The sequence below is a fragment of the Dyella sp. A6 genome (assembly GCF_036320485.1).
GTDB classification, from domain to species: domain Bacteria; phylum Pseudomonadota; class Gammaproteobacteria; order Xanthomonadales; family Rhodanobacteraceae; genus Rhodanobacter_A; species Rhodanobacter_A aluminiiresistens.
In genome coordinates this window covers 3,144,371-3,165,300 of sequence record NZ_CP132911.1, presented here as the reverse complement: position 1 = coordinate 3,165,300, position 20,930 = coordinate 3,144,371, and the positions used below count along the sequence as shown (strand labels likewise).

Here is a 20,930-nt window from a genome sequence, read left to right as displayed (position 1 = left end):
GGCAGTCATCGCCGGATCGGCAGCACAGGGGGCGGGAATGCAATACAACCAGTCGTGGATGGCCTTCGGTCTGCTCGGTGGCCTCGAGGCCGGAGCGATCAGTCTGCTGGCGGGCGTGCTGCTGTACCTGCTGTTTCACGTCATCGGCAGGCACAACCACTGGAACGACGCCAAGCGCATCGGCTGGTCGTACTTCGTGACGCTGGTGCTGACGGCCAGTGGCGACGTATGGAACCTGTTCTACTTCAATTACACCTCCGGCCTGCAGTCGCTGCAGCTGCTGCAGGCCGAGCTGGCGACGGTGCACGACCCGGACCATATCGGTATGCGCGTACTGTTCGAGTTGCTGGGCGCGGCGATCGGTGTATACGTTGCCTGGGCACTGTGCAGTGGCGACTGGAAGCGGCGGCTGTCCGGGCGCAAGTAGGCCTTGCCGGATGCCGGCGGACTGGAATGGATGACAGGAGGACGCTGATGAAGAGCATCATGACGTCGGTCTGGCTGGCACTGCTGGTGCTGTTGCCCTGCCATGCGGCCGTGCGGGATGTTCAGTCGTCCGAGATTGCGGTGCAGGTAAGCGTGGATGCGCAGGGCCACCTGCAGTCGGTCCAGCCGATGGTCAAGCTGTCGGCGCCGTTCACGGCATTGATCCAGCGTAGCTTGTCGAACCTGTCGTTCCTGCCGGCGCGGGAGGGTAGCCGCACGGTGGCGACGACAACCTGGCTGTATGTGCGCCTGCTGGGCACGCCGGCCGCGGACGGGAAATACGACGTGTCGGTGAGGTACATCTGCACCGGCCCTTATTTCACGCGGCGGGACCCGCCGGGCTTCCCGCGGCAGATGATCAGTCAACGGCGCGAAGCGAGACTGCTGCTGAAGGCGACGGTCGAAACGGATGGCCGGGTGGACCATGTGCAGCTGGTGCGGGCGTTGACGACCGAAGGACGCCCGGCGCGCATGTTCGTCTATCAGGCGGTGCATACGTTGGAGCGCTGGCGGGCCAGGCCGATCATGGTGGCCGGCACGCCGGTGATTTCACATGTACTGATCCCGATTTCCTTCATGCTGCATGCCTATGACAGCTTCGGCAATCCGGAGGCCTCCAATCTTCCGGCGCTGCGACCGGCGATCGACGCAACCGGCCTGGCCAGGCTGGGGCATCGCCCCGCGCCACTGCCCGATGGCGTGGTGGCGGCGATCGACAGTCCGGTGAAGCTGGTGCACAAGACGCGTTGAGGCATTGCCAGCATGGGGCTGCAGACGGGTGATCCCTTACGTTGCCGCGGTGTGCGGCAGGGCACGGAACTCGGGCAATGCCTCGGCCGCGGCCGAATAGGCGGCAAGCGCGGGGTAGTGCTCGGGCGGGATCACGCCGGGGAGCATCTGCTGGGCGAAGTGCCAGCCGACCGCAGCGGTCAGGCCGGCCTGCCGGATCGTCGCGCTCTCGACTGGTGGCTTGCTGCGGGCGAAGGCCTGTTCCAGTTCGCGGCAGGCGGCCAGCAACTGGCCGGTGACCCGCGACACCCACGGGTGATGCCGCTTCTCCGGTGGCCGCAATTCACGTTCGTAGACCAGTTGCACGCTCTTCTCGGTGGCGGCCAGCGCCAGCCCGATGATGTGCAGGTCGTGCTGCAGGATCTCGGGGTCGTCGGGAAACAGCGAGCGCGGCCGGGTCAGCGCCTCGGCGTACTGGATGATCAGGCCCGAATCCATCAGTACTTCGCCGTTGTCACAGATCAGCGTCGGCGCCTTCACCACCGGGTTGATCTTCTCGAAGGCCGCGAAGGTGCGGAATACCGAGAGCGGCTGATGCTCGAAGGGAAGGCCGAGCAGCCGCAACGAGATCGCGGTTCGACGCACATAGGGTGAATCCAGCATGCCGATCAGTTTCACGTGCGATCCTCGGGGTGGCGCTGCTGCTGCGGGCGATGCATTTTTCGGGGGTAGTGCGGCTGTCGTCAATCAGCCCGGGTCATTCGCGTGACAACGGCTTCCAGCGGCTGTGGGCAGCCACGCCCATGCGCTCACAGGATCGGGTCGCACAGGCGTGCCAGGTGCATGGCCAGCCGTCGCCGCCATGGCGCATGGTCGTATTCGCTCTCGTCGAATTCGACGGCGTGGCTGAAGTCGTTGCGCAGCATGGCGTCCACATCGGCGGCGAAACCGCGGTCCACATTCAGTGCGCTGGCCTCGAAGTTCAGCCGGAATGAGCGGCTGTCCATGTTCATGCTGCCGACCGCGGCGGTGTCGTCGTCCACCAGCAACACCTTCTGGTGCATGAAGCCGGGGTGGTGGCGGAACATGCGGATGCCGGCGCGCACGGCATCCCGCGCGTGCAGGGTGGACGACAGGAATACGGTGGTGTGGTCGGCGATCGACGGGATCAGTACCCGTACATCGACGCCGCGGAACACCGCCAGCCGCAGCTCGGCCATCACGGCGCTGTCGGGTACGAAATAGGGCGTGGTCAGCCACACCCGCTGGCGCGCGGCCTGGATCGCGGTCACGAAGAACAGCGAGCAGCTTTCCTGCCGGTCGGCCGGCCCGGTGGCGGCGATCAGGGTGTGCGCGCTGCCCTGGCCCAGCGGCGGTGTGTGCAGGGGCGGCAGGGTGCCGGTGACCCAGTGCCAGTCTTCGGCGAAGCTGCGCTGAAGCTCGCCCACGGCCGGCCCACGCAGTTCCATATGGGTATCGCGCCAGGGTGCCAGTGGCGGCTTCTGGCCAAGGTATTCGTCACCGACATTGAGTCCGCCGACGTAGCCGATGGCGCCGTCCACCACCACGATCTTGCGATGGTTGCGGAAGTTCACCTGGAAGCGGTTGTGCCGTCGCTGGGTGGCGAAGGGGTGGATGGCGACGCCACCGGCACGCAGGGTTTCCACGTAGCGATGGGGCAGGGCGTAGCTGCCGATGCCGTCGTACAGCACACACACCTTCACGCCCGCGGCCGCACGCTTCAGCAGGGCCTGCTGCATGCGGCGCCCCAGGCCGTCGTCGTGGATGATGAAGAACTGCACCAGTACGCTGTGCTCGGCCTGTGCGATGGCTGCCAGGATGGCGGTGAAGGTGGCGCCACCGTCCACCAGTAGGCGCAGCGCCTGGCCGGGATGGAAGGGCGTGTCCAGCATGGTGGACAGCGCACCGTAGCGTTCGAGGATGTGTTGCGGCGGCTGGATCGCCTCGGAGCGGGCCAGGTCCAGCTGGCGGCGATGACGGCGATGCAGGTCCACATAGCCGTGGAAGCGGCTGCGCCCGAGGTAGAGGTAGGGCAGCAGGGTGAGCCAGGGCAGCAGTGCGAGACCCAGTGCCCAGGCGAATGCGCCCTGCGGCGTACGGGTGTGCATCACGGCATGCGTAGCCGCCACCAGTCCGGCCAGGTGCACCAGCACGATGATCAGGGTGAGTAGCGGCAGGTTCATGGTGAAGGGCCCTCGTGCGCTACTGGCATGCCGTCATTTCCCGTCGAGCAGTCGATCCGTGAGCTGGCGCGCCTGTTGCCGGATTTCCGGCATGGCGATGGATTCCCACAAGGTACCGCGCAACAACCCGCCCAAGGCAAACAGGCGTGACCATGTGCCGCCATCGTAGCGCAGTCGTCCGTCGGGCTCGGCCTGGCAGCCGAGCCCGAGCGGGTCGGGCAGGATATGGCCGTTGGTGACCAGTTGCCGCACCAGCGGGTGCGTGGTCTGGCCCACGTCGGTTTCAAGACCGGTGGCCTGGATGACCAGGTCGGCCTGCACGTTCTCGATCAGTTGCCCGGCGTGGACCAGTTCCACGCTCAGGCGGCCGTCCGCGGCCGGTTCGGCCGAGCGCATGCGGGCCGCCGCTATGCGCAGGCGACCCTGCTGCACAAGCGCGGCGATGCCTGCGTCGACCTGCGGTGCCATGCGATGACGCGCGCGCTCCCAGGCCCAGCGCGCGTGACGCAGGAAGCGGGCACGCTCCTGCTGGGACAGTGCACGCCACAGGCTTGCGGTATACGGGCGCAGGCCGTCGATCACGCTGCGCCATTCGCCATGCTGGTTACAGGCTTCGCGCAGCAAGGGTAGCCAGGTACGGATCTCGGGGGCATCGAGCATCGCCTCCGGCAGCGTGTCGCCGTCCTCGAACGGCGCGGCGATGCGCTGCTGGTGGGCTTCGGGCAGCCGGCCGTGGCGCGAGATCGCTACGAACTGCGTTTCCGGCCAGCGGTTCGCAAGCTCGAGCAGCACGTCCACGGAGGTGAGGCCGAGTCCGACCAGGACGACCTGGCGCGGCGGCGGTTCGTCGTGGTCTGCGGACAGCCATTGCCAGGGTTCGACGACGTAGCGTCCGCTGTCGAGCGCGGCCGCGCTCACGCCCGCCTGCGGGCGTGCGGGCAGGGTGCCGAGGGCCAGCACGGCCGCATCGACGCGGGTTTCGACGCCGCTGTGGAGCACCGTCACCGCGTCACGTTCCGGCACGACCGCCTCGGCCGCGAACGGCACGACATGCACGTCGTGCCCGTTAGTTCTGGCCCGCGCCAGCGCCTGCGCGGTCTCTTCCTCGAGATAGTCACCATAGAGCCGGCGCGGCACGAAGTCGGTACCGGCAATGTCGGGGTTGTCGCGGCGCAGATACTCAAGAAAGCCGCCGGGCCGATGCGCGTACATGCCCATCGTGGCGGCACGCACATTCAGCAGGTGCAGGTTGGAGCGGGTGGCGTAGGCGACACCGCGTCCGGCGTTGCCCGGGCCGGCATACCAGTCCAGATGCATGGGCTGCGCGACCTGCCGGTCGAGCAGTTCGCTGAGCAGCGAAGCGCCGGCGGCGCCGCCGCCGATGATGGCGACACGTCGAAACATGCGACTCCCGGTTGTTGGTGCAGTCAGACGGGCAGGGCGCCGTCGATACGCAGGTGCTGCGGCATGGCATGCCAGTGCGAGCCCTGGGCCTCCGGCGCGTAGGCGTTGCAATCGATCAGGTCACCACCGTAGACATGCAGGCTGAGTGCCACTTCGTGACGGGACATGTTGCGGCAGCGGTGCATCGTGGATGTTCCGGCATCGAACCACATCGCATCGCCGGGACCAAGCCAGTCGCGACCACGCAGCTGCCAGTCGCTGTGCTCGGACGACCGCGTCCACGATTCCATTTCAAGGGCCCCGTGCAGGCTCATCTCCAGCCCCCACAGTCCGCCATGATCGTGCGACGGAGTGACATGGTCCGGCGGCCAGACCACCAGCAGCACGCTCACTGGCGTCAACTGTCCGCGGCGGCTGAGCAGCAGGCGGCGGAAGTCGCGCGAGGAGCCGTGCAGCCGGACCATGTCATCGACCAGGGCCTGGCCGTCACGGTGGACGACACGGCCCAGTTCGCGTGCCAGTACGGCGAGGTCGGGGTGCGGTTCGCGGGTGTGCGCCAGCGCGGTGTCGCGCAAGGCTTTCAGGTGGTGGCGATGTCTGCGCATGCGGGCCATGCCAAGCAAAATCCGGCGATCAGTGGAGCATGCTCATTGTTAAGTCGGCGTAAGGCGAAGGCGTGACGCCCATGCATGACTTTTGCGACAGGCGGCGTGTCGCGCGGCGGCGTAACGTGCTCCTTGTGCAGCTTCAAGCCCTCGGCTTTAAACCCTCGGGCGGTTTGCCGCATCGAAGCGCCTGGACGGGTGCCGGAATGCGCGCTCATCAATGGAGAACGGACATGATCGAGTTGTTCGTAATGCTGATGCTGGCGGCGGTCGCGTTGTGGGTGACCTTCGCGCTGGTGGGTTTCGTGTTCAAGCTGGTGTTCGCGGTTGTCGGCGGGGTGTTTGGCTTGCTTGCCGGCGCCGTCGGACTGCTGGCGGGTGGCCTGGTGCTGTTGCTGGTTGCGCCCTTCGTGCTGCTGGCGTTGCTGCCATTCTGCATGCCGCTGCTGCTCGTGGCCGCGGTGGTGTGGGCGATCGTGCACGGTACGCGGCGCACACCGTCGAAGCCGCAGTTGTCGCATTGACGTTTGCCGTGGAAGGGCTCGGTCCGCCGTGATGGCGGGCCGGGCCCTTTCGTTTGCCGGAGCTGCCCTCAGAGCGTTCGAAGGGCAAAGCTGACCGGTACCAGCGCCCATGCCTTCACCGCATGGCCATCGACCATCGCGGGGCTGAAACGCCACCCGGCGAGGACCTGGTCGCGCGCACTACGGTCGAGCAGCACATAGCCGCTGCTGTGGGCGATCTCCACTTGCAGCGGTCGCCCGTTTTCGTCCACCAGCACGCGCAGCAATACCGTGCCCTGCATGTGCTGGCGCATTGCCATGCCGGGGTAGCGGAGTGGCGCTGCGCGATAGGCGAGGCTGGCTTCGGTCGGAACCGTGTTCGTCGCCGGCCGGGCATCGTGCGCAGGTGTCGCCGGTGGCGCGACCGATGCAGGCTGGATGGTGGCGATGCGGTCCAGGTCGGTTGGTGCCACTACCGGTGGCTGGACTGGTGTCGGGCGGGTTCGAGGAAGCGGAGCCGGTTGCGGCGGAAGCGGCTTGACGGTCAATGGCGGGGGTGGTGGCACAGGCGCGGGCGGTTCGGCCCACTGCACTACCAGCGCGTCGTGCGGGATGGTGGCAGGCGTGAAGGCCGGGGCCTGCGGCCGCATCGCGATCACGAAGGCGGCGAGGTTGAGGGCGAGTGTGGCGCTGAGCGCAGCGATGCGCACCGGATCCGGGTGCGCGCGAGAAACGACAGCCAGGCTTGCGGACGACATGGCGACCTCCTGACAGCGGTGGGGGAGTTGTGGCGGCACGCACGCTGCCGGAGGCAGAGGGGATCGTGGTGACGCGGCTTCAGCCTATGCCTGCGAGCCTAGTGTCGCAAGTTCGGGCGGACCCGCGCCGGTCGGCTGCGGCCTGTCGCCGGGCCAAAAAAGAACCCCGCGGGCGCGGGGTCGGGGAATGCGGACATCGGGGAGGTACAGTCCGCTAGACCTAAAATGCGCTCAACAACCTTGGAAGGGTGTACAACTTTCGTGATGACGCGCTTAACGCGCGTGCCTCGCTTCGACATACGCGTGAGTATGCAAGCGCCGGCCAAGTCGCTAAGGTAGGTCGAGGCGCGTCGCAGGCGCCGGTCGCTGTCCACGGAGCCGATCACCCATGACCACTGCACTTCCGGCGCAGATGCCGCGCTACAGCGTTGGTGACGAACTGGCCAGCAGCCTGATCCACGGGGTCGGCATCCTGCTAAGCATCGCCGGGCTGGCAACCCTGGTGGCCCTCGCCGCGATCCATGGCGACGCCCGCGCAGTGACGGCCAGTGCCGTGTACGGCAGCTCGCTGGTACTGCTCTACACCGCATCGACGCTCTATCACGCGGTGCGTAGCGAACCCGTCCGGCGCCGGTTGCGGGTGCTCGACCACATCGCCATCTACCTGCTGATCGCCGGCACCTACACGCCATTTACCCTGGTGGCCTTGCCGGGGCCCTGGGGCTGGAGCCTGTTCGGCGTCATCTGGACCCTGGCCCTGCTGGGCAGCGCCCTGGAACTGGGTCTGCTGGGTCATCGTCGCGCGCTGGCGGTGCTGCTCTACGTGGCCATGGGCTGGGTCGGCATGGTGGCGTTCAAGCCACTGCTGGCGCACCTGCAGACTGGTGGCATGGCGCTGCTGATCGCCGGTGGCGTGGCCTACACCTTGGGCGTGCCGTTCTATCTATGGCGGCGCCTGCCGTATCACCACGCGGTGTGGCATGCCTTCGTGCTGGCCGGCAGCGTGCTGCATTTCATGGCCGTGCTCCTTTACGTGCTGCCGGACGGCGCCTGAGCGACCGGGTCAGGCCAGCAGCCAGCCGAACGCGGCCAGTGCCAGGATCAACAGCGAAAGCACCAGCTTGAGCAGGGCGCCGAACAGCAGGCCGAGCCAGGTGCCGATACCGACATGGGTGGAACGCAACACGCTGCCGCTGGACGAGAACTCGCCCAGCAGCGCGCCCACGAACGGTCCCAGGATCAATCCGGGCAGGCCGAAGAACATGCCCACGATCGTGCCGATGCTGGCCCCCCAGATCGCTGTCTTGCTGGCGCCCACGCGTTTGGCGCCGAGCGAGGCGGCCACGAAATCCACGGTGATGCCGAGCGCGGTAAGGCCGCCGAGTACCAGCAGCCACCACTGGCCCAGGTGGCGATAGCCGTCCACCGCCGCGGCCAGCCAGATGCCGCCGAAGATCATCGGCAGGCCGGGCAGGGCCGGAAGCACGGTGCCGATCAGCCCGCCGATGATCAGTGCGGCGGCCAGCAGGTAGAGTGCGATGTCGAGCATGCGGTATGGCCTTCCCTGTCGCGGCGGGTGTGCCGTGGATCGGCCACAATACTCGGTCGTCGAGATGAAGCGGGCAAGTGAGCCCACCAGTGTGACCGGAACAGGCATGACCAGCGAACCCACCTTGCTCAAGGCCGACGAACTCGGCCGCATCGAAATCGTCGAGCATGACCGCCAGCGCGCGATCCGCCGCGACATCGGTGCGGCGCGCTGGTGGTCGCGTGCCTTCGCCCGACGTGCAGCGGCGCGCGAAGCCCGTGCGCTGACACGGCTGGCCGGCATCGATGGCGTGCCCGCACTGCTGGGCTGGAATGGTCGGGAACTGCTGCGCAGCTATATCGCGGGCCAGCCGATGCAGCTGGCGCAGCCGCGCGATCGAGGTTATTACCGCGATGCACTGCGCTTGCTCGCACGCCTGCATCGGTGCGGCATCGTGCACAACGACCTGGCCAAGGAGCCGAACTGGCTGGTGCGCGATGACGGTCGTCCCGCCGTGGTGGATTTCCAGCTGGCATGGACGCGCGGGCGCCGTGGTCGCCTGTTCCGCCTGCTGGCGCGCGAGGACTTGCGTCACCTGCTGAAGCACAAGCGGACCTATTGTGCGGATGCGCTCAGTGCCCGCCAGCGCGCCATTCTGGATACGCCCGCGCCGCATTCGCGGTTGTGGCGCGCCACCGGCAAGCGACTCTACAAGCTCATCGCCCGCCGCGTATTCGGCTACTGGGACAACGAGGGCAAGGGGCGCGTCAGGAGCTGACGGGCGAGAAGTGAGAAGTGAGAGAAAAGCGTGCAGGCACCAGAACACTGCCGCTCCTTTCTCATTCCTCACTCCTCTCCACTCACTCCTGGTTCTTACTTTTCGACGAAGGCGCGTTCGATCACGTAGTCGCCGGGTTCGCGGGTACGTGGCGAGGCCTGGAAGCCGCGGCCGTCGAGCAGTGCGCAGAGATCGTCCAGCATGGCCGGACTGCCGCACAGCATGACGCGGTCGGTATCCGGGTTCAGTGGCGGCAGGCCGATGGTCTCGCTCATCTGGCCGTCGGCGATCGCATCGGTGATGCGTCCCCGGTTGCGGAACGGCTCGCGCGTGACGGTCGGGTAGTAGATCAGCTTCTCGCGCACCAGCTCGCCCAGATACTCGTGTTGCGTCAGCTCGTGTTCCAGGTACTGGGCATACGCAAGGTCGTTGATGTGACGCACGCCGTGGGCCAGCACGATCTTGTCGAAGCGTTCGTAGGTATCCGGATCGCGGATGATGCTCATGAACGGTGCCAGTCCAGTGCCGGTGCCGAGCAGGTACAGATGCTTGCCGGGCTTGAGGTCGGTCAGCACCAGGGTGCCGGTGGGCTTGCGCGTGAGGATCAGCGGGTCGCCGGGCTTGAGGTGCTGCAGGCGCGAGGTGAGCGGGCCGTCCGGCACCTTGATCGAGAAGAACTCCAGGTGTTCTTCCCAGCTGGCGCTGGCGATGGAATAGGCGCGCATCAGCGGCTTGCCGTCCACGTCCATGCCGATCATCACGAACTGACCGCTGTCGAAGCGGAAGCCGGGGTCGCGCGTGGTGCGGAAGGAAAACAGCGTGTCGTTCCAGTGGTGCACGTCGATCACGTGCTCGGTCGCCATGGCTACCATGGTGGGCTCTCGAAGTCGTTGCAGTGGGTGGGCGCGGCACGAAACACGGGCATTGCTCGCTTGGGGAAGGCGGCGGGGCCGTGCTACCTGGCGAGTGTCGTGCGGAAACGCAGCAGGTCGCCATTTTACGCGATCGGCGGGCTGCTTGCCGGGGTTCGGGCGCTCGCGGCGGGTCGTTCGCGCACGACCGCTGTGGCCATCCGGACCGAAAAGTGTGCAGTGACGGGACTTATCGCGGAAAATGGCAGGCTGATGAACGCCTCGACCCCACTTCAAACCCGGCCGGACGACCAGCCCTGGCGCCTCAGCGTGGCGCCGATGATGGACTGGACGGACCGGCATTGCCGCTATTTCCATCGACTGCTGTCGCCGCATGCCCGGCTGTATACCGAGATGGTGACCAGCGCGGCGCTGGTGCGTGGGCGTCAGTTGCGTCTGCTCGAGCACAGCCAGCAGGAGCACCCGGTAGCCCTGCAGCTGGGCGGCAGCGAACCGCGCGAGCTGGCCGAGGCGGCCCGGCTGGGTGCGCAGGCCGGCTACGACGAGATCAACCTGAATGTCGGTTGCCCGTCCGATCGCGTGCAGTCCGGCCGGTTCGGCGCCTGCCTGATGCGCGAGCCGGCGCTGGTGGCCGACTGCGTGAAGGCGATGCGTGACTCGGTGGCGGTGCCGGTGACGGTGAAATGCCGTATTGGCGTCGACGACCAGGACGACTATGCCGACCTGCAGCACTTCACCGATACCATGCTCGAGGCCGGCGTGGAAATCTTGGTGGTGCATGCGCGCAAGGCCTGGCTGCAGGGACTTTCGCCGAAAGAGAACCGCGAGATTCCGCCGCTCGACTACGAGCGCGTCTACCGGCTGAAGCGCGAGTTTTCGCAACTGGTGGTGGTGATCAATGGCGGCATCACCACGGTGGAGCAGGTGCGCGACCACCTGCAGCAGCTGGACGGCGTGATGCTGGGGCGGGCGGCCTATCACGATCCGTTCGTGCTGGCCCGGCTCGAGCAGGCGCTGTATGGACAGGCGCTGCCGACCCGCGAGCAGGTGCTGGCGCGCCTGCGGCCCTATGTGGAGGCCGAACTGGCCCGCGGCACCGCGCTCAAACACATCACGCGTCACCTGCTGGGGCTTTACCAGGGCGAGCCTGGCGCACGGGGTTTCCGCCGGGTGCTGAGCGAGGGCGCACATCGCGCCGGGGCCGCCTGGCCGTTGCTGGAGCAGGCCATCCCCGCCCGATACGCTGCCGCGTGACAGTCGATCGCCGTCCGGTCACTATTCAGCCCGGGTTTTTCACTATGAAGCGTCCGCGGGGGTGTCCCCCGCAAGCAGTCATGAGATGAAATGGCATTGAAATCCCTCTCCGCGCTGGCCATCGTGGCCGTGCTGTCGCTGGTGACGGCCGCGGTCCGCGCGCGCGCGCAGGAAGCTTCCGTCCCGTCGCTGGACCAGGCCGTGATCCTGGTCCACCAGCAGACGGGCGGGCGGATACTTTCCGCCGACCAGCGTCATGTGGGGCGCCGGCTGGAGTACCGCGTCAAAGTACTTACACCCGATGGGCACGTGAGGGTCGTTACCCTGTCGTCCGATGCCGGACATCCCGCTTCAAGGGCTCCATCCACCGAGAATCCCGTCGGCCGTGCCGCGGGCAACAAGGAGAAACACTGATGCGCATCCTTCTGGTAGAAGACGAGGCGCCGTTGCGCGAGACCCTCGCCGCCCGCCTGAAACGCGATGGTTTCGCGGTCGACGCGGCGCAGGACGGCGAAGAGGGCCTGTACATGGGGCGCGAGGTGCCGTTCGACCTGGCCATCATCGATCTGGGCCTGCCCAAGATGTCGGGCATGGAGCTGATCAAGGCGCTGCGCGAAGCCGGCCAGCGCTATCCGATCCTGATCCTCACCGCGCGCGGTGGCTGGCAGGACAAGGTGGAGGGCCTCAAGCAGGGTGCCGACGACTATCTGGTCAAGCCGTTCCATGTCGAGGAGCTGCTGGCGCGCATCAATGCATTGGTGCGGCGTGCCAGTGGCTGGTCCAAGCCGGTGCTGGCATGCGGCCCGATCAAGCTGGATACCACCGCGCAGACCGTGACGGTCCAGGGCAAACCGGTCGACCTCACCAGCTACGAGTACAAGGTACTCGAGTACCTGATGCTGCACGCCGGCGAGCTGGTCTCCAAGGCCGATCTGACCGAGCACATCTACCAGCAGGATTTCGACCGGGACTCCAACGTGCTCGAGGTCTTCATCGGCCGCCTGCGCAGGAAGCTGGACCCGGAAGCCACCCTCAAACCCATCGAGACGGTACGTGGACGCGGATACCGCTTTGCCATCCCCCGCAACGAAAGCGACGACGACTGAGACGCCACGCCCGTTCTCGCTGGCGGCACGCGCGGCGCTGGCGACCGCGCTGGTGCTGGCAGCCTTTCTGGGTGCGATCGGCCTGACGCTGTCCAAGACCAACGCGGACAGCGCGCTCAATGCATTGCAGGACCGTCTGCAGAACTTCGCGATTGCCTACATCGCCGGCACTGACGTGGGGCGCTACGGGCGTCCGCTGATGCCCGACGCGACGCCGGACCCGCGCTTCTCGCGGCCCGGGTCCGGTCTGTATGCGGTGGTGCTGGGCGACCATGGCTTCCGCTGGGAGTCGTCCTCGGCAATCGGCCGCGACTTCGGCTTCCTGCAGCCGTTGCCGCCCGGAGTGCGACGCTTCGTCGGGCCGGTGGATACCCGTATGGGTCGGCTGTACTACTACAGTTACGGCGTGGCGCTGGACCTGCCCGAGCGCAAGTCGGTGCATCTGACGTTTACCGTCGCGCAGACCGAAGAGCAGCTCGCGAGCAGTAACGCGGTGTACCGGCGCAGCCTGATCGGCTGGCTGTCGACACTGGGCGTGCTGCTGATCGTGCTGCAGCTGTTGCTGCTGCGCTGGAGCCTTACCCCGCTGCGCCGGGTCGCCAGCGACATGAGCCGCGTCGAGCGCGGCGACAGCGAGCACCTGGACAGTCAGTATCCGCTCGAGCTGACCGGCCTGACCGGGCGCATCAACGCCTTCATCGACAGCGAGCGCGAGCAGCGCACGCGTTACCGCAACACTCTGGCCGACCTGGCTCACAGCCTGAAGACGCCGTTGGCGGTGATCCGCTCGCAGGTGGAGTCGGCGGCCAACGAGCGGCCGCAGCTGCGCGATGCGCTGCTCGACCAGGTGCGTCGGATGGACGAACTGGTGGCCTATCAGCTGGCACGCGCTGCGACCTCGGGCCGGCAGACCTTCGCCGCCGCGGCGGTGCCGCTGGCTGGTCATGCCGAGGACCTGGTGCGCAGCCTGGAGAAGGTCTACGCGGCCAAGAACGTGCTGTGCGAATTCGACATCGAGGATGCCGCGGCCTTCTACGGCGAGCAGGGCGACCTGCTGGAACTGATGGGCAATCTGCTCGAGAACGCTTTCAAGTGGGCTAACCACCACGTGCTGCTGGTCGCTAAGGTGCAGTCTCAGGGCAGCCGCTTGCGTCCGGGTCTGTGGCTGAGCGTGGAAGACGACGGCCCGGGCATTCCCGACGAGAAGATCGAGAAGGTGCTGCAGCGTGGCGTGCGTGGTGACGAACGTGTGCAAGGCCATGGCATCGGCCTGTCCATCGTGCAGGACATCGTGCGCGCCTATCGTGGCGAGCTAGTGGTTGATCGCTCCCCGGAATTCGGCGGTGCCCGCTTCAGCGTGGAGTTCCCGCCGGGCTGACCGGCAACCGTTGCGGCTGCCCGTGTCCGGGTGGCGCGGCGGTGCCGCTTACTGGATGGATCCGGGCAGCAGCGATTGCCAGCCCAGGTTCACGCGGTGCGGTGGCGGCGACGACGAGGGTGCGGAGTCACCGCTGCTGACGTTGTGGATCGAGTTGTCGTCGCTCTTGTCCGACGAGGACGCACTGCTGGCATGTCCGCTGCCGGACGAGGCGCCGACGGGCATGCCCATCAGTTCGCCGCCGGAGGTATCGGCATCACGGCTGCCGTTGGCCGATGCGTTGGCATGACTCGAGTCGCCACCCATGCCGCCATTTCCCGTGTCGGCATTGACAGTGGCTTGAGCCGTCGCGACCAGGCACAGGCCCAGCACGCAACCGGTCAGTACAAGATGTATGGCGCGCATGGCGATCAACCCCTTGACGCACAGGCGAGACGTTGATCGTCCCAGAAATGGCGTGGCGATGCCAGTGCCCCGGTCGGCCGGTGCGACGGCCGTCGCACCGGCTAGAATCCACGGATGACATGTTCTGACCTCCTGCCGGCGGGCACGCGCTGATGTCCGCCCCGCAATTGCTGGCGACGCTGGCTACCGGCGAAATCGTCTCGGGCACCCGGCTGGCCGAGGCCGCGGGGATCTCCCGTGCTGCGATCTGGAAGCAGGTCGAGGCGCTGCGCAGCCGTGGCGTGCCGATCGAATCCCATGGTCCGGCCGGTTACGGTCTGCCATGGCCATTGCAGATGCTGGACGCCGCGACCATCGAGGCGGCCCTGCCTGCGGCCGCCAGGCGACGCCTCGGAGTGCTGGACCTGTACTGGGAAATCGACTCCACTTCGACCGAGTTGCAACGCCGAGGGCCGAAGGCGCCGGACCTCAGCGTGGTGATGGCGGAAACCCAGAGTGCCGGACGCGGACGGCGTGGACGGACCTGGCTTTCGCCGCCCGGCCTGAACCTTTATCTGTCCTGCCTCAAGCGCTTCGATGCCGGTTTTGCCGCGCTGGGCGGCCTGTCGCTGGCGGTTGGCGTGATCGTGCAGCGGGCGCTGGAGTCGCTCGGGGTGGGCGGTGCCGGGCTGAAGTGGCCGAACGACGTGCTGGCCCGTTCGGGCGATGGCCTTCCGGGCGGCAAGCTGGCCGGCATCCTGGTCGAGTTGTCGGGCGAATATCAGGGGCCCTGTGCCGCGGTGATCGGTATCGGTCTCAACCTTCGCCTGACGCCGGCGCTGCACGAGCAGGCCGGGCAGCCGGCCTGCGATCTGGCCACCTTGTGCGGTGGTGTGCCGCCCGACCGCAACGCGGTGGCGGCGGCACTGATCGCGGCGCTGGTCGATGGCCTGGCCGTGTTCGAGCAGCAGGGCTTCGCCGGATTCGCCGACGACTATGCGCGGCATGACCTGCTGCGCGACGTGCCATTGCGCCTCAGCGGGGCGCTGGGCGATCTCGATGGCGTCGGTGCGGGCGTGGATGCGCGCGGAGCGCTGCTGTTGCAGGCCGCCGATGGCCTGCATCGCATCGACAGTGCTGACGTCACGGTGCGTCGCGCATGAGGCTGCTGCTGGATCTGGGCAATACCCGCCTGAAATGGGCGCTGTCCGGCAACGACGGATGGCTGGCGCGCGGAGCCGTGGCCTGGGATGAGAACCTGCCGGATCTGCTGTCGACTGCGTGGCACGGCCTGCCGGTGCCGGCGGCGGTGCTGGGCGCGTCGGTGGTGGACGAGGCACGCGAGGCGATGGTGGCCGGGCAGTCGGCTTCGCTGTTCGGGCAGGCGGTTGCCTGGCTGCGGACCCCGGCGGAAGCCTGCGGCGTGCGCAATGCCTACGCCGAGCCCCGGCGGCTAGGCGTCGATCGTTTTCTGAGCATGGTGGCGGCACGGGCCGCCGGCGATGCTCCGTGCGTGCTGGTCGGCGTCGGTACCGCGCTCACCCTGGATGCGCTGGCGGCGGATGGCCGGCATCTTGGTGGGCTTATCGCTCCGGGGCCGCGACTGATGCAGCAGTCGTTGCTGGGCGCTACCGCCAAGGTCCGGCCGGAGCGGCCGGGGCGGATACTGGACGTGGCCGACAATACCGCCGATGCCGTGAGTTCGGGTTGCTGGCTGGCGGCGGTGGCCCTGGTCGAGCGCTTCGCCGCGCGCATGGCCGGCCCGCTCGGTGGCACGCCCGGCATGATCCTGCACGGTGGGGATGCAGGCGAGCTGGTGCCGCTGCTGACCTTGCCCTCGCGCCAGGTCGTCGACAGCGTGCTGCGCGGCCTGGCGGTCTGGGCGAACGGGGCGACGTCGGCCTGAGCCAGGCATGCCGGCCTCGTGCGGCATGCCGTGGGGCTTGTCGTGCCGCACGCCGCCGGTCGGCCGTGCTGGCTTAAAATAGGTATTCACCCGCCGGATGGATGGTCGATGTTCCTGCGCCTGCTTTTTGTTCTTCTGATGACGCTCAATATTGCCGTGGGTGCGTGGCTGCTCCTGGGGCAGGGTGATCCCGTGCGCCGCGCCGCGACCGATCCCGGGGTACCCGAGCTGCACCTGCTGTCCGAGCGCCCCGCCAGTCCGGAGCCGGCGATCGCCGCCTCGGCGCCCTCAGTGGCGCCTGCGACCACGGTAGCCATGGCACCTGCTGCCGCGCCAGCCGTGGTGCCGGCGCAGGCGGCGAGCTATCAGTGCATGACACTTGGGCCGTTCGCCACGCCACAGGACATGCGTGACGCGCGCAGTGCGCTGGTCTCCAGGGTGGTCCGCCTGCGTGCACGCATGGAGCAGTCCACCGAGATGCGTGGCTGGTGGGTGCATCTGCCCACCAGTCCAAGCCGTGCGGCGGCGCTGGCGCAGGCGCGCAAGCTGGAAGCCAGCCATATCACGGACTATTTCGTGGTCGGTTCCGGGGATCAGCAGAACACCGTTTCACTGGGCCTGTTCCACGATCCGGCCAATGCCCACAAGCGTTTCGACCAGATCGTGGCGGCCGGTTTTCCGGCCCGCTTGAGTCAGCGCACCGAGCAGGTGCCGCAGTACTGGCTGGACATGGTCGTCAACGACAGTGCCCATTTCGACTGGCGCAGCCGTATCCGCGACCCGAGCGTGGGCTCGCACAGTACGGGTTGCTTCTGAGTCCGGCGGGCCGGCAGGCCGACCGGATGCGGCGCAAGCATTGAGCCAGGCTGGCAGCCTGCTAGAATCGCGGTCCGTCGCCGCTTTAGCTCAGTTGGTAGAGCAACTGATTTGTAATCAGTAGGTCGTCCGTTCGAGTCGGACAAGCGGCACCACATAATGGTTCAAAGCAGTCCAAATTCGTCTAACAAAAGCCAGAAAGTCCTTGGTACGTAAGGCTTCTGGCTTTTTTGTTGTCTTGTGCTGTCCAATCACGTCCATTGAAATCCACCGTCAGGTGACGGTAGATTTGACGGTAAGCAACCTGTCGTTAGAGGGTGTTACCGTCATGGCGCTTACCGACATCACTATCCGCAAGGCACCACTGCCCGACAAGCCCAAGAAGCTGGCCGATGGGGCTGGCCTTTACCTGCTTCTAAACCCATCGGGTGCGCGCTGGTGGCGTTTCGACTACCGATTCGCTGGCAAGCGCAAGACGCTAAGCATGGGTACCTATCCCGAGACGAGTCTTTCTGACGCGCGTGTTCGGCGCGATGATGCACGGAAGCTGATACAAGCAGGCGTCGACCCTGGAGCAAAGCGTAGGGCAGAGAAGGCTGCAGGAAAGGAACAGGCGGCGAACAGCTTTGCTGTCATTGCGGAGGAGTGGTTTGCTGGCCGCCAAGACTTGGCTGAGACCACCCGGGGCAAGGTGCGTTGGATGCTCGATGACTTGGCTTTTCCCTGGATTGGAGGCCGACCCGTAGGTGATCTTGAGCCGCCGGATGTACTTGCTGTGCTTCGTCGCGTGGAGTCCCGGGGGCATCTAGAGACCGCGCAGCGCCTTAAGTCGATCTGTTCGCAAGTATTCCGGTATGCCGTGGCTACCGGTCGGGCGCAGCGTGATCCGACGGTTGACCTTCGCGGTGCCCTGAAGACGGCGAAGACGCGCCACAGGGCCAGTATCACCGAGCCACTGAAGGTAGGAGAGTTGCTACGTGCGATCGACAGCTATGGCGGTACGCTTCCCGTTCGATGTGCCCTGCAGTTGGCTCCGTTGGTATTCGTGCGCCCTGGTGAGCTGCGCAAGGCAGACTGGGGAGAGTTCGACCTTGAAAAGGGGATGTGGGTGATTCCTGGTGAACGGATGAAGATGCGTGAGAGGCACTTCGTGCCTTTGTCTCGCCAGGCGGTGAACATCCTTCAGGAGCTTCAACCGCTGACGGGGCGGGGGCGCCTAGTATTCCCAGGGGTTCGACGTTATACGGAGCCTATGAGCGATGGCACGATTAACGCGGCATTACGACGACTCGGGTACGACAAGGATTCAATGACCGGTCATGGGTTCCGTAGTTTGGCGAGTACACTGCTTCACGAGCAGGGCTACAACACAGACTGGATTGAGCGCCAGCTGGCGCATGTCGAGCGCAACAGTATCCGTGCCGCTTACAACTATGCCCAGCATCTGCCTGAGCGCCGAAATATGATGCAGGCGTGGGCGGACTACCTGGATGAGTTGCGGAATACTGGGAAGAAGGTGGGGATCGCGGTTGAGTGTGGCTGAATTTGCTACTGGCAGGGGAGTGCATCTCTATGCAGAGAAGTACGCACATCAAGCCGCCTATGAGCAAAATTTTGAAGGGTATGCTTTCTGGCAGGCAGTTGCACTTTCCCTAGCGCCATAGAGTATCGACTAGCAATGGTGTGGCTGCTGCTTTCGATGCGTACACCGATGGAGTTGATCAGTAGCACCAATCGATCATGATCAGCGCACCGGCATGATGATCAGCATGAGACCACTGGCTGGAATCGGCGCCAAGAGCGGTCATTCGAGTGTGCGCTCTCGCCTGAGCTTTGGTGATTGCAGCATGGCTGTCAGTGCTAGGTTGGAGCTTCGACTTCGAGACTCGACTCAACGCTATGGTTCATTCAGTACCACCGGGCGCATGCGAGATTTGCCAGAACTCACCTCTAGAGTGGCAATATTTCCATAGCGACCGGCGGTAGTTGTCAGCTATAAAGTTGAAGTCTTTTGCGGATACTACATTAATGAAATAGATCAGCCGCACGGAGATTTTGCCCCCACGTAAGTTCGGCCCGGCGCCGTGCGGCGCGCGGTGGGGTATGCCTGGCTATTTCGGATCGGTGCGTTCGCGTGAGGTTCGGAAAGGCGAACGTGAGTGGGGCATGCTGGCCATCAGCAACAGTCCTTGCAGGAGTGCACGAGGCGTCGGCGGGCAACCCGGGACCGTCATATCCACCGGAAGGACATCGGCCACGCGCCCACGGGATGCGTAATTGATGCCGAAGACGCCACCGCAGGCGCCGCAATCGCCGACAGCCATGACCCATTTGGGGTTGGGCATGGCGTCATAGGTGCGTCTGAGCGCTTCGACCATGTTGACAGAGACGGGGCCGGTCACCAGTAGGACGTCTGCGTGGCGTGGGCTGGCGACGAAGGCAAGTCCGGCGCCTTCGAGGTTGTAGTACGGGTTGGTGAGCGCCTGGATTTCCAGCTCGCAGCCGTTGCAGGAGCCGGCATCGACATGGCGAATACGCAATGCACGCCCGAACACACGCTGGAGGCGATCATGCATATGACGTACTTCATCGTCGCGAAGATCGGGTTTGGCCGTTGCCTCGGTGAGCAGGCCGGTGCGACGGATACGTGTCAGGAGATCTAGCATGATCGGCTCACCCGTCGTGACCACTGTAGGAAAGGTTGAATGACTTATTGATCAGCGGGAAATCGGGCACGATATTGCCGAGCATCGCGTACTCGATCAGCGGCCAGTTTTGCCACGACGGGTCGTGGACGTGACACCGCCGGATGGTATGCGGGGTGTCGGTCTCGAGCACCACCGTCACCGGCCCCCTCCATCCTTCAATGATGCCGATACCGATGGCATGGGAGGCTGCCGTGGGGATGGGCGTCGCGGTGGGTCCTGGCGGGAGCTTCTCGAGCAAGAGACGACTGAGTCGCAAGGACTCCATGACCTCGCCAAAGCGCACCTGGACGCGTGCGGCGACATCGCCGTCGGTCTCCAGCACTCCTGCGGGAGGGACATCGTTGTAGGGTGCCCACGGCATGCTGATGCGTGCGTCCTGCGCGATGCCCGAAGCCCGTGCGACAAGGCCCAGTGCCCCGTGAGCCTTGGCGAGGGACGGCGCGAGTTGCCCGGTGCCGCGGAAGCGGTCCTGAAGGCCTGAATGGCTGCTGTAGATCGAGCGTAGTGATGTGACTTCGTGGGCGAGAACGGTCGTTTCGTCGAGGAGTCGACGAACGTGATGCGGTCCGATATCGGATTGCACGCCACCTGGAATGACGTAATCCATCAGATAGCGCTGACCGAAGATGTCGTCATTGAGGCGAAGCAGGCGCTCTTTCAGTATCGAGAACTGAGTGAGGCCGAACGCGAGGCCGGCATCGTTGCCGAGCGCGCCCAGGTCGCCGAGATGATTGGCGATGCGTTCCCGTTCAAGAGCGAGGGCACGCAGATGCGCGGCCCGTGGCGACGGGGCCATGCCTGTAAGTGACTCGAGTGCCGCACAATAGGCCCATGAGTACGCGACGGCGCTGTCGCCGCTGACGCGTGCGGCGAGCCGGTGTCCCTCGTGTGGTGCAAGCGTTTCGAACCGTTTGGCTATGCCCTTGTGGGCATAGCCGAGCCGCGCTTCCAGGCGAAGGACCTTTTCACCGACGACGGAGAACCGGAAGTGGCCGGGCTCGATGGTGCCGGCATGCACCGGACCGACCGGTATCTCGTGCACACCCTCGCCGAGGACGGGTACAAAGCGATAAGGCCGTGGCGGCGTGGCATGCGTGATGGCCAGATCGGCGTCGCGACGTAACGGGAAGTAGTGGGCGGGCCAGGTGTCATGGCATAGCCATGAGCGGGTGTCGTCGCCGTCGGCTTCCACGCCGAGCAGATCGTAAGTGGACCGCTGCAAGCGAATGGCGACCGGGAACCGGTGTCCAAGGGATGGGTAGATCGGGTGATGCCCCGCCAGCATGTGCTGAAGCACCACCACTTGGCCAGGCAGGAGGAAGGCCGCGAAGACGCTGAACTGGCCGTTGCGATCTCGCTCGTCATGTCCCCACAGCGTGAGCAGGCTTGCTCCGGCCACGTGCAGTTGCTCGGCCAGCGACGTCCATTGATGGGCGTCGACCACAAGGCGTCGCACGGGGACATTGGCCGGTACCGGGATGCCGTTTCGAGCAATGACTTCAAGCGGCATA

The 20,930-nt window shown here is 65.9% G+C and carries 23 protein-coding genes and 1 tRNA gene; 14 read left to right on the top strand and 10 right to left on the bottom strand.

Annotated elements, in window-relative coordinates; translation table 11 throughout:
- Positions 1-37: 37 nt before the first annotated feature.
- Complete coding sequence (locus RA164_RS14175) at positions 38-427, top strand: hypothetical protein (RefSeq protein WP_329741485.1); 390 nt, start codon at positions 38-40, stop codon at positions 425-427.
- Positions 428-474: 47 nt separating this feature from the next.
- Positions 475-1,236 carry an energy transducer TonB gene (locus RA164_RS14170; RefSeq protein ID WP_329741484.1) on the top strand — a complete coding sequence of 254 codons (762 nt, stop codon included), beginning with the start codon at positions 475-477 and terminating at the stop codon, positions 1,234-1,236.
- A gap of 36 nt (positions 1,237-1,272) precedes the next feature.
- On the opposite strand, the gene RA164_RS14165 is transcribed toward RA164_RS14170, so the two are convergent.
- The 4 genes from RA164_RS14165 to RA164_RS14150 all read right to left on the bottom strand — a co-directional run bounded on the left by RA164_RS14165 (position 1,273) and on the right by RA164_RS14150 (position 5,437).
- A complete protein-coding gene (locus tag RA164_RS14165; protein ID WP_329741483.1) occupies positions 1,273-1,893 on the bottom strand; it encodes a glutathione S-transferase in 621 nt (206 codons plus the stop codon).
- Between the two features lie 131 nt (positions 1,894-2,024).
- On the bottom strand, positions 2,025-3,419 hold the full coding sequence (gene cls / locus RA164_RS14160) for a cardiolipin synthase (RefSeq protein ID WP_329741482.1): 1,395 nt from the start codon (positions 3,417-3,419) through the stop codon (positions 2,025-2,027).
- 33 nt (positions 3,420-3,452) lie between these two features.
- The gene (locus tag RA164_RS14155; protein ID WP_329741481.1) at positions 3,453-4,823 is read right to left on the bottom strand and encodes an FAD/NAD(P)-binding protein; all 1,371 of its coding nucleotides are present in this window, start codon (positions 4,821-4,823) and stop codon (positions 3,453-3,455) included.
- A 23-nt stretch (positions 4,824-4,846) separates the two neighbouring features.
- A complete protein-coding gene (locus RA164_RS14150; protein WP_329741480.1) occupies positions 4,847-5,437 on the bottom strand; it encodes a cupin domain-containing protein in 591 nt (196 codons plus the stop codon).
- 224 nt (positions 5,438-5,661) lie between these two features.
- Between RA164_RS14150 and RA164_RS14145 the strand changes: the two genes are divergently transcribed.
- Positions 5,662-5,952: a hypothetical protein gene (locus RA164_RS14145; RefSeq protein ID WP_329741479.1), complete on the top strand. Its 291-nt coding sequence runs from the start codon at positions 5,662-5,664 to the stop codon at positions 5,950-5,952.
- A gap of 68 nt (positions 5,953-6,020) precedes the next feature.
- Here the strand turns inward: RA164_RS14145 and RA164_RS14140 are convergent, their stop codons facing one another.
- On the bottom strand, positions 6,021-6,689 hold the full coding sequence (locus tag RA164_RS14140; protein WP_329741478.1) for an energy transducer TonB: 669 nt from the start codon (positions 6,687-6,689) through the stop codon (positions 6,021-6,023).
- 388 nt (positions 6,690-7,077) lie between these two features.
- On the opposite strand from RA164_RS14140, the gene trhA reads away from it, so the two are divergent.
- Entirely contained in the window at positions 7,078-7,743 is a 666-nt protein-coding gene (gene trhA / locus RA164_RS14135; RefSeq protein WP_329741477.1) for a PAQR family membrane homeostasis protein TrhA, read from the top strand.
- 9 nt (positions 7,744-7,752) lie between these two features.
- Here trhA and RA164_RS14130 read toward each other — a convergent pair whose 3' ends face one another.
- On the bottom strand, positions 7,753-8,238 hold the full coding sequence (locus RA164_RS14130; RefSeq protein ID WP_329741476.1) for a DUF456 domain-containing protein: 486 nt from the start codon (positions 8,236-8,238) through the stop codon (positions 7,753-7,755).
- Between the two features lie 106 nt (positions 8,239-8,344).
- On the opposite strand from RA164_RS14130, the gene RA164_RS14125 reads away from it, so the two are divergent.
- Entirely contained in the window at positions 8,345-8,995 is a 651-nt protein-coding gene (locus RA164_RS14125; protein WP_329741475.1) for an RIO1 family regulatory kinase/ATPase domain-containing protein, read from the top strand.
- 95 nt (positions 8,996-9,090) lie between these two features.
- Here RA164_RS14125 and RA164_RS14120 read toward each other — a convergent pair whose 3' ends face one another.
- A complete protein-coding gene (locus tag RA164_RS14120; protein ID WP_329741474.1) occupies positions 9,091-9,867 on the bottom strand; it encodes a ferredoxin--NADP reductase in 777 nt (258 codons plus the stop codon).
- 318 nt (positions 9,868-10,185) lie between these two features.
- Between RA164_RS14120 and dusA the strand changes: the two genes are divergently transcribed.
- The 4 genes from dusA to RA164_RS14100 all read left to right on the top strand — a co-directional run bounded on the left by dusA (position 10,186) and on the right by RA164_RS14100 (position 13,605).
- On the top strand, positions 10,186-11,121 hold the full coding sequence (gene dusA / locus RA164_RS14115; protein ID WP_412731111.1) for a tRNA dihydrouridine(20/20a) synthase DusA: 936 nt from the start codon (positions 10,186-10,188) through the stop codon (positions 11,119-11,121).
- 90 nt (positions 11,122-11,211) lie between these two features.
- Positions 11,212-11,535 (top strand): PepSY domain-containing protein, encoded by a 324-nt coding sequence (locus RA164_RS14110; RefSeq protein ID WP_329741472.1) that lies wholly within the window; start codon positions 11,212-11,214, stop codon positions 11,533-11,535.
- Positions 11,535-12,227: a response regulator transcription factor gene (locus RA164_RS14105; RefSeq protein ID WP_329741471.1), complete on the top strand. Its 693-nt coding sequence runs from the start codon at positions 11,535-11,537 to the stop codon at positions 12,225-12,227. The genes RA164_RS14110 and RA164_RS14105 overlap by 1 nt, the downstream gene beginning before the upstream one ends.
- Positions 12,193-13,605, top strand: a complete 1,413-nt coding sequence (locus tag RA164_RS14100; protein WP_329741470.1) for an ATP-binding protein — start codon at positions 12,193-12,195, stop codon at positions 13,603-13,605. Before RA164_RS14105 ends, RA164_RS14100 begins: the two co-directional genes overlap by 35 nt.
- Positions 13,606-13,653: 48 nt before the next feature.
- Here the strand turns inward: RA164_RS14100 and RA164_RS14095 are convergent, their stop codons facing one another.
- Positions 13,654-14,010 (bottom strand): hypothetical protein, encoded by a 357-nt coding sequence (locus RA164_RS14095; protein ID WP_329741469.1) that lies wholly within the window; start codon positions 14,008-14,010, stop codon positions 13,654-13,656.
- A gap of 152 nt (positions 14,011-14,162) precedes the next feature.
- Here RA164_RS14095 and RA164_RS14090 point away from each other — a divergent pair, with 152 nt between their 5' ends.
- From RA164_RS14090 to RA164_RS14070, 5 genes are all read left to right on the top strand, one after another.
- Entirely contained in the window at positions 14,163-15,152 is a 990-nt protein-coding gene (locus RA164_RS14090; protein WP_329741468.1) for a biotin--[acetyl-CoA-carboxylase] ligase, read from the top strand.
- On the top strand, positions 15,149-15,895 hold the full coding sequence (locus tag RA164_RS14085) for a type III pantothenate kinase (RefSeq protein ID WP_329741467.1): 747 nt from the start codon (positions 15,149-15,151) through the stop codon (positions 15,893-15,895). Before RA164_RS14090 ends, RA164_RS14085 begins: the two co-directional genes overlap by 4 nt.
- Before the next feature lie 108 nt (positions 15,896-16,003).
- Positions 16,004-16,711, top strand: coding sequence for an SPOR domain-containing protein (locus tag RA164_RS14080; protein WP_329741466.1), 708 nt, complete (start codon positions 16,004-16,006; stop codon positions 16,709-16,711).
- Positions 16,712-16,790: 79 nt separating this feature from the next.
- Positions 16,791-16,866 (top strand) — tRNA-Thr (locus RA164_RS14075).
- Between the two features lie 173 nt (positions 16,867-17,039).
- A complete protein-coding gene (locus tag RA164_RS14070; protein WP_329741465.1) occupies positions 17,040-18,254 on the top strand; it encodes a tyrosine-type recombinase/integrase in 1,215 nt (404 codons plus the stop codon).
- A gap of 568 nt (positions 18,255-18,822) precedes the next feature.
- On the opposite strand, the gene RA164_RS14065 is transcribed toward RA164_RS14070, so the two are convergent.
- A complete protein-coding gene (locus RA164_RS14065) occupies positions 18,823-19,401 on the bottom strand; it encodes an NADH-quinone oxidoreductase subunit B family protein (protein WP_329741464.1) in 579 nt (192 codons plus the stop codon).
- Entirely contained in the window at positions 19,385-20,929 is a 1,545-nt protein-coding gene (locus RA164_RS14060; RefSeq protein ID WP_329741463.1) for a hydrogenase large subunit, read from the bottom strand. The genes RA164_RS14065 and RA164_RS14060 overlap by 17 nt, the downstream gene beginning before the upstream one ends.
- Position 20,930: the final 1 nt, after the last annotated feature.

What these genes read in the sequence shown, in the direction of transcription:
- cls (WP_329741482.1), bottom strand. Translation starts at nt 3,419, where the DNA reads ATGAACCTGCCGCTACTCACCCTGATCATCGTGCTGGTGCACCTGGCC.
- RA164_RS14105 (WP_329741471.1), top strand. Translation starts at nt 11,535, where the DNA reads ATGCGCATCCTTCTGGTAGAAGACGAGGCGCCGTTGCGCGAGACCCTC.
- RA164_RS14170 (WP_329741484.1), top strand. Translation starts at nt 475, where the DNA reads ATGAAGAGCATCATGACGTCGGTCTGGCTGGCACTGCTGGTGCTGTTG.
- RA164_RS14080 (WP_329741466.1), top strand. Translation starts at nt 16,004, where the DNA reads ATGTTCCTGCGCCTGCTTTTTGTTCTTCTGATGACGCTCAATATTGCC.
- RA164_RS14060 (WP_329741463.1), bottom strand. Translation starts at nt 20,929, where the DNA reads ATGCCGCTTGAAGTCATTGCTCGAAACGGCATCCCGGTACCGGCCAAT.
- RA164_RS14145 (WP_329741479.1), top strand. Translation starts at nt 5,662, where the DNA reads ATGATCGAGTTGTTCGTAATGCTGATGCTGGCGGCGGTCGCGTTGTGG.
- RA164_RS14175 (WP_329741485.1), top strand. Translation starts at nt 38, where the DNA reads ATGCAATACAACCAGTCGTGGATGGCCTTCGGTCTGCTCGGTGGCCTC.
- RA164_RS14140 (WP_329741478.1), bottom strand. Translation starts at nt 6,689, where the DNA reads ATGTCGTCCGCAAGCCTGGCTGTCGTTTCTCGCGCGCACCCGGATCCG.
- RA164_RS14130 (WP_329741476.1), bottom strand. Translation starts at nt 8,238, where the DNA reads ATGCTCGACATCGCACTCTACCTGCTGGCCGCCGCACTGATCATCGGC.
- RA164_RS14095 (WP_329741469.1), bottom strand. Translation starts at nt 14,010, where the DNA reads ATGCGCGCCATACATCTTGTACTGACCGGTTGCGTGCTGGGCCTGTGC.
- trhA (WP_329741477.1), top strand. Translation starts at nt 7,078, where the DNA reads ATGACCACTGCACTTCCGGCGCAGATGCCGCGCTACAGCGTTGGTGAC.
- RA164_RS14090 (WP_329741468.1), top strand. Translation starts at nt 14,163, where the DNA reads ATGTCCGCCCCGCAATTGCTGGCGACGCTGGCTACCGGCGAAATCGTC.
- dusA (WP_412731111.1), top strand. Translation starts at nt 10,186, where the DNA reads ATGATGGACTGGACGGACCGGCATTGCCGCTATTTCCATCGACTGCTG.
- RA164_RS14125 (WP_329741475.1), top strand. Translation starts at nt 8,345, where the DNA reads ATGACCAGCGAACCCACCTTGCTCAAGGCCGACGAACTCGGCCGCATC.
- RA164_RS14110 (WP_329741472.1), top strand. Translation starts at nt 11,212, where the DNA reads ATGGCATTGAAATCCCTCTCCGCGCTGGCCATCGTGGCCGTGCTGTCG.
- RA164_RS14085 (WP_329741467.1), top strand. Translation starts at nt 15,149, where the DNA reads ATGAGGCTGCTGCTGGATCTGGGCAATACCCGCCTGAAATGGGCGCTG.
- RA164_RS14150 (WP_329741480.1), bottom strand. Translation starts at nt 5,437, where the DNA reads ATGGCCCGCATGCGCAGACATCGCCACCACCTGAAAGCCTTGCGCGAC.
- RA164_RS14070 (WP_329741465.1), top strand. Translation starts at nt 17,040, where the DNA reads ATGGCGCTTACCGACATCACTATCCGCAAGGCACCACTGCCCGACAAG.
- RA164_RS14155 (WP_329741481.1), bottom strand. Translation starts at nt 4,823, where the DNA reads ATGTTTCGACGTGTCGCCATCATCGGCGGCGGCGCCGCCGGCGCTTCG.
- RA164_RS14120 (WP_329741474.1), bottom strand. Translation starts at nt 9,867, where the DNA reads ATGGTAGCCATGGCGACCGAGCACGTGATCGACGTGCACCACTGGAAC.